The 12842-nt window shown below is 54.7% G+C and carries 10 protein-coding genes; 4 read left to right on the top strand and 6 right to left on the bottom strand.

All coding sequences use genetic code 11. The features are described 5' to 3' along the window. Positions 1–9 precede the first annotated feature (9 nt). The 3 genes from wecA to trxA all read right to left on the bottom strand — a co-directional run bounded on the left by wecA (position 10) and on the right by trxA (position 3316). Positions 10–1095: a UDP-N-acetylglucosamine--undecaprenyl-phosphate N-acetylglucosaminephosphotransferase gene (gene wecA, locus HP564_RS16565; protein WP_371244877.1), complete on the bottom strand. Its 1086-nt coding sequence runs from the start codon at positions 1093–1095 to the stop codon at positions 10–12. Between the two features lie 280 nt (positions 1096–1375). Then, positions 1376–2635, bottom strand: a complete 1260-nt coding sequence (gene rho / locus HP564_RS16560; RefSeq protein WP_081142750.1) for a transcription termination factor Rho — start codon at positions 2633–2635, stop codon at positions 1376–1378. Between the two features lie 348 nt (positions 2636–2983). Next, positions 2984–3316: a thioredoxin TrxA gene (gene trxA, locus HP564_RS16555; RefSeq protein ID WP_033754540.1), complete on the bottom strand. Its 333-nt coding sequence runs from the start codon at positions 3314–3316 to the stop codon at positions 2984–2986. Positions 3317–3433: 117 nt separating this feature from the next. Here trxA and rhlB point away from each other — a divergent pair, with 117 nt between their 5' ends. Together rhlB and gppA are read left to right on the top strand one after the other, a co-directional pair. Next, on the top strand, positions 3434–4726 hold the full coding sequence (gene rhlB / locus HP564_RS16550; RefSeq protein ID WP_371244874.1) for an ATP-dependent RNA helicase RhlB: 1293 nt from the start codon (positions 3434–3436) through the stop codon (positions 4724–4726). Between the two features lie 7 nt (positions 4727–4733). Beyond that, positions 4734–6218, top strand: coding sequence for a guanosine-5'-triphosphate,3'-diphosphate diphosphatase (gene gppA, locus HP564_RS16545; protein WP_371244873.1), 1485 nt, complete (start codon positions 4734–4736; stop codon positions 6216–6218). A gap of 14 nt (positions 6219–6232) precedes the next feature. On the opposite strand, the gene rep is transcribed toward gppA, so the two are convergent. Then, positions 6233–8254 carry a DNA helicase Rep gene (gene rep, locus HP564_RS16540; protein WP_371244871.1) on the bottom strand — a complete coding sequence of 674 codons (2022 nt, stop codon included), beginning with the start codon at positions 8252–8254 and terminating at the stop codon, positions 6233–6235. 74 nt (positions 8255–8328) lie between these two features. On the opposite strand from rep, the gene ppiC reads away from it, so the two are divergent. Beyond that, entirely contained in the window at positions 8329–8610 is a 282-nt protein-coding gene (ppiC, locus tag HP564_RS16535) for a peptidylprolyl isomerase PpiC (protein ID WP_371244869.1), read from the top strand. On the opposite strand, the gene HP564_RS16530 is transcribed toward ppiC, so the two are convergent. Further along, positions 8611–10671, bottom strand: a complete 2061-nt coding sequence (locus HP564_RS16530; protein ID WP_371244867.1) for an AsmA family protein — start codon at positions 10669–10671, stop codon at positions 8611–8613. 63 nt (positions 10672–10734) lie between these two features. Further along, positions 10735–11508, bottom strand: coding sequence for a cyclic-guanylate-specific phosphodiesterase (gene pdeH, locus HP564_RS16525; protein ID WP_371244865.1), 774 nt, complete (start codon positions 11506–11508; stop codon positions 10735–10737). Positions 11509–11788: 280 nt separating this feature from the next. Here pdeH and HP564_RS16520 point away from each other — a divergent pair, with 280 nt between their 5' ends. Further along, positions 11789–12721: a sugar kinase gene (locus tag HP564_RS16520; RefSeq protein ID WP_371244863.1), complete on the top strand. Its 933-nt coding sequence runs from the start codon at positions 11789–11791 to the stop codon at positions 12719–12721. Positions 12722–12842: the final 121 nt, after the last annotated feature.

The raw sequence follows: 12842 nt of genomic DNA, 5'->3' as shown, positions 1-12842 counted from the left end.
CAATCCTTATCAGGGTAATTTTTTCTTAGTGTCGCCACGCGCATTCAGGCGGCGTTTTAGACGTCGAATCAGGCGCGCCACGCGCCAGGCATGTTTCAGGCAGTAGCCATAGAGCATAAATGCCATCAAAAACAGCACCAGCATCATCCATTCAGGAATGAAGGCGAGGTATTCCCCAAGCACACCAATGCCCGCGAGAATCGCGGCCGCCACGGTAATTAACACAAACGCCTGACGTGAGGTAAAACCGGCGCGCATGATGAGATGATGGATGTGCTGACGATCGGCGGAAAAGGGGCTCATGCCTTTGCGCAGACGGCGATACATAATCGCCACCATATCCATCAGCGGGATAGCGATCAGCCACAGGGCGGTAACAGGCGTAATTGGATGGCTAAGACCCTGGGTGGTTTCCAGCAGGATCCAGATAATGGTGAAGCCAATCATGGTGCTGCCTGCATCGCCCATAAAGACTTTATAGCGACGGCCAAGAAAGCCCAGATTCAACAAGATATAGGGGATGGTGGCGGCGATCATCGCGAAGCACCATATCGCGAGGCTGTACTGGCCATCAAAGCAGAGAATAATGCCCATCGCAGCAAAGGTGACAGAGGAGAGTCCGCCCAGCAGGCCATCAATCCCATCCACCATGTTAAAGGCGTTGATGGCGGCCCAGACGGCAAACAGCGTCAGCACATAGCCAAACGGCCCGACAACCAGCTCTACCGGACCGATAATAAAACCGAGGCTGAGCAGATAGAGTTTGGCCCCGACCATCATCGCTACCGCGACGGCGGCCTGCACCACGGCGCGGATTTTCACACTGATGTCGAAACGGTCGTCAAGCGCGCCCACCAGCACCAGCAGCCCGGCACAAATCAGGTAGAGCGTCGCGTGGGGCAGATAGAAGCGGGTGATCAGAAACATAAAGCAGATGCCGGCATAGACCGAAATACCGCCGACCAGTGGAATAGCACCGTGATGGCGTTTACGGGAATTAGGCGTATCGACCAGGCCAATTTTTTTAGCCGCCTTACGAGCAAAAAAAAGGAAAACTAAAGAAAACAGAAAAGTAAGGCCCAGCTCAGTACTCATAGTGAGTAAATTCACGTTAAACGCTCTCAGCTAAAAACAGGGAGAGGATAAACAAACTGCATGTTTTTGCCTTTCATCCCGAGTCCGAATTCTGCTTCCGCCAGCGTGCGAACGGTTGTTTTTTGCGCACTGACGCCACAGTCATTATAAATGCTCCTGCCAGCGGTAATCCTAATGCGCACAAATAAAAAACGCCACGTTAAGACGTGGCGTTAGTGCGATTTCCTGATCATTTAGGCTAAAAAAGTCGGTCTGGCCGTGCCGATTAGCCCGAACAGGATTACGAACGTTTCATCATATCGAAGAATTCGTCGTTGGTTTTGGTCATCGCCAGTTTGTTAATGAGGAATTCCATCGCGTCGATTTCGCCCATCGGGTGAATAATTTTGCGCAGGATCCACATTTTTTGCAGCTCTTCCTGAGAAGTAAGAAGCTCTTCTTTACGCGTACCAGAACGATTGTAATCGATCGCCGGGAAGACGCGTTTTTCAGCGATTTTACGCGCGAGATGCAGCTCCATGTTACCGGTGCCTTTAAACTCTTCGTAGATCACTTCATCCATTTTTGAACCGGTGTCTACCAGCGCGGTCGCGATAATGGTCAGGCTACCGCCCTCTTCTACGTTACGTGCTGCACCGAAGAAGCGCTTAGGACGATGCAGAGCATTCGCATCCACACCACCGGTCAGTACTTTGCCTGACGCCGGAACCACGGTGTTATAGGCACGTGCCAGACGGGTAATGGAGTCGAGCAGAATGATCACATCTTTCTTGTGCTCAACCAGACGCTTCGCTTTCTCGATGACCATCTCAGCAACCTGAACGTGGCGTGAAGCAGGTTCGTCGAAGGTAGAGGCAATGACTTCACCTTTGACCAGACGCTGCATCTCGGTTACTTCTTCCGGACGTTCGTCGATCAGCAGCACCATCAGTACGCAGTCTGGATGGTTATAGGCGATGCTCTGCGCAATGTTTTGCAGCAGCATGGTTTTACCGGCTTTCGGTGGTGCAACAATCAGACCACGCTGGCCGCGACCGATGGGTGAAGCCAGATCCAGTACGCGAGCGGTCAGGTCTTCCGTTGAACCATTGCCGCGCTCCATACGCAGACGGCTGTTGGCGTGTAGCGGCGTCAGGTTTTCAAACAGAATCTTACTACGCGCGTTTTCCGGCTTATCGTAGTTAACCTCGTTAACCTTCAGCAGCGCAAAATAACGCTCACCCTCTTTCGGCGGACGGATTTTGCCGGAAATGGTGTCACCAGTGCGAAGGTTAAAGCGGCGAATTTGGCTGGGAGAAACGTAGATGTCGTCGGGACCGGCGAGGTAGGAGCTGTCTGCAGAGCGGAGGAAACCAAATCCATCCTGCAATATCTCCAGCACACCATCACCGAAGATGTCCTCGCCGCTTTTCGCGTGCTGTTTGAGGATGGCGAAAATAATATCCTGTTTGCGCATACGCGCCAGGTTTTCCAGCCCCATATTTTCGCCGAGGGTTATCAGCTCAGAAACCGGCGTATTCTTTAATTCGGTAAGATTCATAGTGATGGGTTCTTAAACTCGGGGTAATTCTCGAAATGTTGGTCGTGAATGGTATGGCTTAATATTCCATGCCTGTTAATAGCGCTTTCAACTCTTCTCGACGATCATCGTCAGGGATGGCGACTGGAAGCGAGAGAGACGGTTGAAATGCGATGCCAAAAAGTGGTGCTATAACCGTCAGAATTGCTAAACGCTGTATACGGAACGTGCTTCAGGGTTTAACAAAGGAAATCTTTAAGATGCAAACTACAAGGTAAGTGCGTAATGCAGTGAAAGTAACTTAGCACGCTAAAATGCGAACGTCCAGCAGTGGAAGAAAAATCACCACTACCGAACGTTCTGCCCTGATTACGCCAGGTTGGCGTTCAGGAACTCTTTCAGCTGGCTTTTAGAGAGCGCGCCCACTTTAGTGGCGGCCACTTCACCGTTTTTGAACAGCAGCAGCGTTGGGATGCCGCGGATGCCATACTTCGGCGCGGTGCCCGGGTTATCGTCAATGTTCAGCTTGGCGATAGTGAGCTTACCGTCGTACTCTTCAGCAACTTCGTCGAGAATCGGGGCGATCATTTTGCAAGGACCACACCATTCAGCCCAGAAATCAACCAGTGTGACACCTTCTGCTTTCAGAACGTCTGCATCGAAACTGTCATCGGTGAGGTGAACGATTTTATCGCTGCTCATGTATTACTCCACAAGATTATGCCTGGCGAATTGGCGTAAAGTTTGCCAACGAAGGTTGACTTTATTTCATCGGATACGCTTTCGTAAAGCGATAGTAAGCTGATATTCTACCACACTATGAGCAAAACACACTTAACAGAAAAGAAGTTTTCCGACTTCGCCCTGCACCCTCAGGTCGTGGAAGCCCTTGATAAAAAAGGCTTTCATCACTGCACGCCTATTCAGGCGTTAGCTCTGCCCCTTACGCTTTCCGGGCGTGATGTTGCAGGCCAGGCGCAAACCGGTACCGGCAAAACGATGGCGTTCCTGACGTCGACGTTTCATCATCTTCTCTCTCACCCGGCGCAAGAAGGCCGCCAGATCAATCAACCACGCGCGTTGATTATGGCACCGACACGAGAACTGGCTGTGCAGATCCATGCTGATGCTGAACCGCTGGCACAGGCAACGGGTTTGAAGCTGGGTCTGGCTTACGGCGGCGACGGCTACGACAAGCAGCTGAAAGTGCTGGCCGACGGCGTTGACATTCTGGTCGGCACCACGGGCCGTCTGATCGATTACGCGAAACAGAACCACATTAACCTGGGTGCAATCCAAGTCCTGGTTCTGGACGAAGCCGATCGCATGTTCGATCTCGGCTTTATTAAAGATATCCGCTGGCTGTTTCGCCGCATGCCGCCTGCTACGCAGCGCCTGAGCATGCTGTTCTCCGCGACGCTGTCGTGGCGCGTGCGCGAGCTGGCGTTCGAACACATGAACAACGCAGAATACGTTGAAGTCGAGCCAGAGCAGAAAACGGGTCACCGTATTAAAGAAGAGCTCTTCTACCCTTCTAACGACGAGAAGATGCGTCTGCTGCAAACGCTGCTGGAAGAAGAGTGGCCAGATCGCGCTATTGTCTTCGCCAATACCAAACATCGCTGCGAAGACATCTGGGGCCATCTGGCGGCGGATGGTCATCGTGTTGGCCTGCTGACCGGCGACGTGGCACAGAAGAAGCGTCTGCGCATTCTGGATGACTTCACCAAGGGTGACGTAGATATTCTGGTTGCGACCGACGTGGCCGCGCGCGGTCTGCACATTCCGGCCGTTACGCACGTTTTTAACTACGATCTGCCTGACGATCGCGAAGATTACGTTCATCGCATCGGTCGTACCGGGCGCGCGGGCGCCAGTGGGCACTCAATTAGCCTGGCGTGCGAAGAGTACGCGCTGAACCTGCCTGCAATTGAAGAGTATATTGGCCACAGCATTCCGGTGAGCAAGTATAACAGCGATGCGCTGATGAGCGATCTGCCGCCGCCAAAACGTCTGGCGCGCAGCCGCACCGGTAATGGTCCGCGTCGCGGTGGCAATAACGCGAACCGCCGTGGCGCACCGCGTAACAACAACCGTAAACGTTCAGGTTAATCCACACATGCTAAGCGCATCGTCACTTTATGCTGCGATCGACCTGGGCTCCAACAGCTTTCATATGTTGGTGGTGCGCGAAGTATCAGGCAGTATCCAGACCGTCGCGCGTATCAAACGCAAGGTACGTCTGGCTGCCGGGCTGGATAAAAATAATCATCTCTCAGTCGAGGCCATGACGCGCGGCTGGGAGTGTTTAAAGCTCTTCTCTGAACAGCTGCAGGATATCCCTTCTGAACAGATTCGCGTTGTCGCGACGGCTACGCTGCGCCTTGCCGCTAACGCAGCCGAATTCTTGTTTACTGCACAGCAAATCCTCGGCTGCTCGATTAACGTTATCAGCGGTGAAGAGGAAGCGCGTCTCATCTATCAGGGCGTGGCGCATACCACTGGCGGCTCAGACAAGCGGCTGATTGTTGATATCGGCGGCGGCAGCACCGAGCTGGCGACCGGCGACGGCTCACACGCTTCTGTACTCTTCAGCCTGTCAATGGGCTGTGTTACCTGGCTGGAACGCTTTTTTAGCGATCGCCATCTGGCAAAAGAGAACTTTGCGGCAGCGGAACAAGCCGCACGCGACATGATTCGACCGATTGTCGCGCCGCTGCGTGCACACGGCTGGGAAGCGTGTGTCGGTGCCTCCGGCACTGTGCAGGCGCTGCAAGAGATCATGGTGGCACAGGGGATGGATGAGCGTATTACGCTGAGCAAGCTGCAGCAACTCAAGCAGCGCGCCATCCAGTGCGGCAAGCTGGAAGAGCTGGAGATTGAAGGATTAACGCTGGAACGTGCGCTGGTCTTTCCCAGCGGCCTGTCGATTCTGATTGCCGTGTTCCAGGAGCTGGCGATCGAAAGTATGACGCTGGCCGGCGGCGCACTGCGTGAAGGGCTGGTCTACGGCATGCTGCATCTGCCGGTCGATCGCGATATTCGCACCCGCACGCTACAGAACGTACAGCGCCGCTTTTCCATTGATGTGGAGCAGGCAGTACGCGTGCGTCAGATGGCCGACGCCTTTTTTCGTCAGGTCAATGGCGTGTGGAAACTGGATCATCGCTGTCGGGAGTTACTGCTTAGCGCCTGCGCAATACATGAAATCGGCCTCAGCGTCGATTTCCGCCAGGCTCCGCAGCACGCCGCCTATCTGGTACGTCACCTCGATCTTCCTGGCTTTACCCCGGCACAAAAGAAACTGCTGGCCTGCCTGCTACAGAACCAGAGTGGCAGCATTGACCTGGCGCTGCTGACGCAGCAGAACGCCGTGCCGCCGCGTCTTGCCGAACGCTTATGCCGTCTGCTGCGGCTGGCGATAATCTTCTCCAGCCGCCGTCGCGATGACACGCTGCCTGCGGTGCGCCTGCAGGCCACGGAGGATGAACTGCGTCTGACGCTGCCGTCAGGCTGGCTTGACGCTCATCCTCTGCGCTCTGAACTGCTTGAACAAGAGAGCCACTACCAGTCCTACGTGCACTGGCCGCTAGCGGTTGCTTAATTTAAAAAGGGCGATTAGCCCTTTTTCGCCTTATCGAGCATTGCACGTAATCCCGCTACACGGCTCTGTCCGGTTTTCATGCGCTCTTCTGCGCTCACCACCTTGCGCTCCGTTTCCCAGACCACATCATCCTGCGGCAGCTCCAGCAAAAAGCGGCTCGGCTCCGGCCGCACCAGCTCGCCATACTGTCGGCGTTCGCGGCACAGCGTAAAGGTCAGCTCTTTCTGCGCGCGCGTGATGCCGACATAGGCCAGGCGGCGCTCCTCTTCAATGTTGTTCTCATCGATGCTGCTCTGATGTGGCAACAGTCCCTCTTCCATACCCACTAAGAAGACGTAGGGAAACTCCAGTCCTTTTGAGGCGTGCAGCGTCATCAGCTGCACCTGATCGAGCTCTTCATCGCTTTCGCCGCGCTCCATCATATCGCGCAGGGTAAAGCGCGTGACCACCTGAGTCAGCGTCATCGGTTCGTCAATCTCGCTGCCTTCCAGCATCTCGGTCATCCACTGAAACAGCGTGTTAACGTTCTTCATGCGCATTTCGGCTGCTTTCGGGCTACCCGAGGTTTCAAACAGCCAGCTCTCGTAATCGATGCCGCGGATAAGATCGCGCACCGCATTGACCGGCTCGCGCTCGGTCATCTGTACGATCTCATTTAGCCAGTGGGTAAAACGCTGCAGGTGCTCCAGACCACGGCCGTTTAGCGTCTGCCCTAACCCTACGTCAAAGCTGGCATTGAACAGGCTCTTATTACGCAGGTTCGCCCATTCTCCCAGCTTTTGCAGCGTCGCCGGGCCAATTTCGCGGCGCGGCGTGTTAACGATACGCAAAAACGCGCTGTCGTCATCCGGATTAGTCAGTATGCGCAGATAGGCCAGTAAGTCCTTGATCTCCGGACGTGAGAAAAAGGAGGTGCCACCAGAAATACGATAGGGAATACGGTTCTGCATCAGCAGCTTTTCAAATACCCGTGACTGGTGATTGCCGCGATAGAGAATGGCGTAATCTTTGTACTGGGTTTTGTTGATAAAATGATGCGCTATCAGCTCACCCGCCACGCGCTCCGCCTCATGCTCTTCATGATTAGCCGTAACGACCTTCAGCTCACTCCCCAGGCCCAGCTCGGAGAAGAGCCGCTTCTCAAACACGTGCGGATTATTGGCGATAAGGATATTCGCCGCTTTTAGAATGCGCTGCGACGAACGGTAGTTCTGCTCCAGCTTCACCACTTCGAGCGCTGGAAAGTCCTTTTTCAGCAGCACAAGGTTTTGCGGACGCGCACCACGCCACGAATAGATAGACTGATCGTCATCCCCTACCACGGTAAAACGTGCCCGGTGCCCCACCAGCAGCTTTACCAGCTCATACTGGCTGGTGTTGGTGTCCTGATACTCATCGACCAGCAGATAGCGGATGCGCTGCTGCCAGCGCTCGCGAACCTCTTCATTACGCTGCAACAGCAGCGTCGGGAGCAGAATCAGATCGTCAAAATCGAGGACGTTGCAGGATTTCAGATGCTGATCGTACAGGCTGTAGCAGTGGGCAAAAATGTTGTCGCGCTCGCTGCGCGCCAGCGCGGCGGCACGCGGCGGGTCAACCAGGTCATTTTTCCAGTTAGAGATGGTAGAGATCAGCTGCTGCAGCAGCGTCTTATCCTCTTCCAGCCATGGCTGGGTTAAATCCTTCAGGAGCGCCAACTGGTCAGTATCATCGAACAGCGAAAAGTTCGACTTCATACCCAGCGCGGCGTACTCGCGCTTGATAATCTCCAGTCCCAGCGTGTGGAAGGTAGAAATCATCAGGCCACGCGCTTCTTTCTTGCCAAGCGTCTGCGCCACGCGCTCTTTCATCTCGCGTGAGGCTTTGTTGGTGAAGGTCACTGCCGCAATATGACGAGCCTGATAGCCGCACTCGCGGATCAGGTGGGCAATCTTGTTGGTAATCACGCGGGTTTTGCCCGATCCCGCCCCGGCCAGCACCAGACAGGGACCGGTGACAAACTCGACGGCACGTTGTTGGCTGGGGTTTAAACGCATCGTAAAAAATCGCTCAGTAAAAAGAGAAGGGGATGAAATAATGGGCCGCCAGTATACACAATCGGGAGACTATCATGGCGAAAACTGCGGCGGCTTTACACATCCTGGTGAAAGAGGAAGCGCAGGCGAGAGACCTGCTGGCGAAGCTGGAAAAGGGTGCCAGTTTTCAACAGCTGGCAAAGAAACACTCAACCTGCCCTTCCGGGCGCAACGGTGGCGATTTAGGCGAGTTCCGTCAGGGCCAGATGGTACCGGCCTTTGACAAAGCGGTTTTCACCTGTCCGCTGCTGAAACCTTACGGGCCGGTGAAAACCGCGTTTGGTTATCACATTATCAAAGTGCTCTACCGCAACTGATTACTTTCTGTTCTTCATCTGCTGCAACACATTGCTGCACTGGTTCTCGTCGTTATCGCTTGGGCTAATTAACGCCAGCAGCGCGGCAGCCGGAGCGACCACGGCACCCAGTGCTACCGCAGCCGCGCCGCGTGCCAGCAGTGGCCCGGCCTTCACGCCTGCGTCTGGGTTTTTGAACGTTCCACGTACATAGAGCGGCGAGCGCAGCGTGACGATGCGGATGCCCTTACTCTCTGGGTTAATTGACAGGTCCATGCGCTCATTAGCGAAGTTAACGTTGCCGCTCACATTGATCACCGCGTTCTCGGTATCAAACACAAACAGGTTTGGCGTCGCCAGACCGTTTTGCAGCTTCACATCGGTGGCGGCACAGTTAATACGCACCTCATCATCACCAAACAGTTTGCCGACCAGATAGTTACCAACGTTAAGTCCGGCAATTTCCATCAGACTGCGGCTAATCAGGCCATTGTTCATTAGTAGCTTCAACTGGCCGTTGCTGGTTGCCAGCAGGTCCGCGACGGAATTGCCGGTACCGGTAAAGCTGGCATCGCCGTTAAGCTGGCCCAGACTGCGCTGCATCGCTTCTACATTCGGAAAGAGCTGGCGCAGATGCAGCCGACGCGCGTGAATATCAGCGCGGCCACGCATAGGCGTTCGGTTCCCTTCAAGACGAATCGTGCTGTTCAGCGACCCGCCTGCCATACCGAAGCGCAGCGGATCGAGCAGCAGATCGCCGTTTTTCAGCTGTAAATGGGTATAAAGATCGCTTAACGGCAGTGAACTGCCATGTTCAATACGCTTACCGCTAAACTTCACGTCAGCGTCCATAACATCCCAGCTTTTGGTATCGAACCTGTCATGCGGCAGCACGCGGTCGGCCGGCTGCGTCGTTTTATCGCCGCGCTTCGCCTTTGCCTGCTCGGTTTTTGCACTGCCTTTACCTGAGTCAACGCCGATCAGCGGCCCCAAATCCGCCATGCGCAGCTGTTTCGAACTCAGCTCACCCACCAGCGTTGGCCGGGGTTTGCCCTGCGTATAGGTGAGTGAACCGTGGATGTCACTGTCGCCAATATGACCGTTAAAGTTTTCATAGCGGTATTCAGGCCCTTTTTTCCCGGCAAAGCGGGCAATCAGGTGACCGTCGGTTTCATACGGCGGCGTGTCGGGCAGCAGTACACCCGTCAGGCCATAGAGGTTGGCAAGCGTGTCGCCAGAGAAACGCAGCCGTACATTAAGTCCCCCCATATTCATGGGATCCTGAATACCGCCCGTCACCTGCACGCGGGTAGTACCGTTACGCACGTCGGCCTGCACCGGGAAAGGGGTGTTTTTACTACGCAGCGACAGCATGCCGCCGGTTTTGCCCTCGCCTGTCAGACGTTCATTGTTGTAGGTGCCGCGGGCTTCCCAGCCAAAGACAAAATCGCCCGCGCCTTTCTGTGCGTCATCACCGCCAGCGATCTGCGCATAGGGTACGGGTTTGCCCAGCGGATTAATTTTCACCGTTACGTCCGCCTTATTTACCGCGTCGCGGTAGCGAACCTGCCCCTGGTCAAACAAGATATTATCGAGGCGGAATGACCAGGCAGAAGGCGGCGTATTGGGATCGGGGTTGTCGCTGTTGGCGAGATTGAAGGTCCAGTTGTTCTTTTTGTTGGCGGTCTGTATCAGGCGCGCATCCGGCTGCTGGAGCTTAATCCAGGGGATATAAACCTCTTTATGCAGCAGCGCCAGCGGTGCCAGCGTAGCGTCAACGCGCTCCAGATGCACCATCGTGACTTCCGCCATGTCGGGCGGATTGCCTACTATGATGTCCTGAGCGTGAACGTGCGGCCAGGGGATCCAGCTACGCCAGCCCGGTTCATCACGGTTACGTTCCCAGATGATGCCTAAATCGCCGCGAATAGCGAACTGGCGGTTAAGTTCCGTTGAGACTTTCTGGTTGATGGTTGGCTTCAGGCGATTCCAGTCAAATGTCGCAATGACGACAACCAGCACCACAACCAGCAATAAAAAAATCCCAACGACCCAGCTGACTATTTTCCCCGTACGTGACATCTCGCTTACTCCTTGCCTTTCCACCGTCTCCGTTAAAGATAGTCGAGACGCGATGGAAGGACATCAGGCAAGCTGAAGCGGTAAATGAATAAGTTGTGAAAAAGAGACCGGGCGTGAAAAAAAGTAGCCCTGAGCTGCCATTGCAGGTGAGGAACAGACCTGTTTCCACTCCTCTTCTGTTTCAACGCCTTCGACGATGACGCCGTTGCAGTAACGATTGATCAGGGCCAGCAGCACAGAAAACAGCGCTCTGCCCTCATCGGTTTTCCCCAGCAGGATAAAGAGCTCGCGCGACAGCTTAATATAGTCATATTTCAGTTCGGTAAGCGCGGAAAAGTTCGCCATGCCGGAACCAAAATCGTCCAGCCACAGCGGGCCCAGCTCAGGCATCTGCGCAATCATCTCCTCCTGTGGCAGCGCATGGTGCTCGGTCAGCTCAAAACGTACCCATGGAAGCTCGGTAATCAGGCGGCGAACAGGGGGATGCTGCTGAATCGCCATTAGCGTAGGCCCGTCAATATTGACCGATGCCACCACCTTGTTATCACAGAAGAAAGGCTGCCACTCTTTCAGTAACCTGAGCTGCTCGTGAACAACATGCAGGCGCTGATGAATCTCCAGCGCGTCAAAATAGGACTCCGGCGATAAACGCTTCTCGGGCGCGGTCGGGTGGGATACTGCGGTCAGGATCTCGATTGCCAGCAACCGACCCGAAACCTGATATATCGGCTGAAAAGTATAGAGTCGTTGGCACTGCTGCCAGAAAAGATGCGCTTTCTGCTGTGGGCTGATATCAGTTGAAGAAGGTAGCCGATGACTAATATTCTTCATCATCATGGTTTTTTCCTGGTTGGTGGCGAGAGCCATGTGACAACTCAGCGGCAAGTATCGGCTATTGCCGTTATTACTTTATCCATTTTCTGGTCACATAAGACTACAGAGTGTACCAACCCGAATAAGACACAATCGTGAAAAAAAGCCTGCCTTTTCCCGTTAAATCGCCGCTAAGAAAGCGTTTTTTGCCTTTAAGTGGAATTAAAACGCCGTTTTAAAAAACGTTGACGTCTGCCATACCAGACGCGAGACTAAGGCACTATTTCTCCACAGGCCAAACACCATGACGCATAAAAAAATAGCCATTATTGGCGAGTGCATGATTGAGCTGTCCGAAAAAGGTGAGAACATCAAACGCGGCTTTGGCGGCGACACGCTGAATACGGCAGTGTATCTGGCACGCCAGGTCGATGACGCCCAGCTGAGCGTGGATTACGTGACGGCGCTGGGCACCGATTCGTTCAGTGAACAGATGATTGCCGCATGGCAGCAGGAAAAAATCAGTACCCGGCTGATCCAGCGGCTGGAGAATAAAATGCCCGGCCTCTACGTCATCGAAACAGACGATAAAGGCGAGCGCACCTTCTGGTACTGGCGCAGCGATGCCGCTGCACGCTACTGGCTCGATGGCCCGCAAGCCGCCGCGATAGTCGATGAGCTGGCTCGCTACGACTATCTCTACCTGAGCGGCATCTCGCTGGCAATTCTGCCGGCCGACAGCCGTGAAAAGCTGATGACGCTGCTGGATCGCTGCCGCGCCCATGGCGGCCAGGTGATTTTTGACAACAACTATCGTCCGCGCCTCTGGGCTGACAGCGCGAGCGCGCAGCAGGCCTATCGCGCCATGCTACAGCGCACCGATATCGCCTTTCTGACCCTGGATGATGAAAATCTGCTGTGGGGCGACCATCCGGTCAGTGCGGTAATTGAGCGCACCCGTGAGGCGGGTGCCCGTGAAATCGTGATCAAGCGTGGTGCAGCATCCTGTCTGGTCGCGCTCGGTGATGATGCGCTGATTGATGTGCCCGCTGTTCGTCTCGATGCTGCGCGCGTGGTTGACACCACTGCCGCAGGCGACTCGTTCAGCGCCGGTTATTTGTCACGGCGTCTGACCGGCGGCTCGGCGGAGGCATCAGCCGAACGCGGTCATCTGACCGCCAGCACGGTGATTCAGCATCGCGGTGCAATTATTCCGCTCGACGCAATGCCCGAATAAAAACAGGCCCCGCGCCAGGCGGGGCAAACCGTTTCGGCATAACAGAGCGAATTAAAATCCCCTGCATTTGCGTTAGCGCGCGACATTAAACGGTGAATTCCCCTTAGCAACAGCGCTGTCG

The sequence above is a fragment of the Pantoea sp. KPR_PJ genome, from assembly GCF_041386365.1.
Classification (GTDB): Bacteria; Pseudomonadota; Gammaproteobacteria; order Enterobacterales; family Enterobacteriaceae; genus Pantoea.
Note: the sequence above shows the minus strand (reverse complement) of the source record. Positions and strands in the feature narration are given on the sequence as shown.

Coding starts and splice junctions, on each gene's coding strand:
- rho (WP_081142750.1), bottom strand. CDS start 2,635: ATGAATCTTACCGAATTAAAGAATACGCCGGTTTCTGAGCTGATAACC.
- HP564_RS16520 (WP_371244863.1), top strand. CDS start 11,789: ATGACGCATAAAAAAATAGCCATTATTGGCGAGTGCATGATTGAGCTG.
- HP564_RS16530 (WP_371244867.1), bottom strand. CDS start 10,671: ATGTCACGTACGGGGAAAATAGTCAGCTGGGTCGTTGGGATTTTTTTA.
- gppA (WP_371244873.1), top strand. CDS start 4,734: ATGCTAAGCGCATCGTCACTTTATGCTGCGATCGACCTGGGCTCCAAC.
- ppiC (WP_371244869.1), top strand. CDS start 8,329: ATGGCGAAAACTGCGGCGGCTTTACACATCCTGGTGAAAGAGGAAGCG.
- pdeH (WP_371244865.1), bottom strand. CDS start 11,508: ATGATGATGAAGAATATTAGTCATCGGCTACCTTCTTCAACTGATATC.
- rhlB (WP_371244874.1), top strand. CDS start 3,434: ATGAGCAAAACACACTTAACAGAAAAGAAGTTTTCCGACTTCGCCCTG.
- trxA (WP_033754540.1), bottom strand. CDS start 3,316: ATGAGCAGCGATAAAATCGTTCACCTCACCGATGACAGTTTCGATGCA.
- rep (WP_371244871.1), bottom strand. CDS start 8,254: ATGCGTTTAAACCCCAGCCAACAACGTGCCGTCGAGTTTGTCACCGGT.
- wecA (WP_371244877.1), bottom strand. CDS start 1,095: ATGAGTACTGAGCTGGGCCTTACTTTTCTGTTTTCTTTAGTTTTCCTT.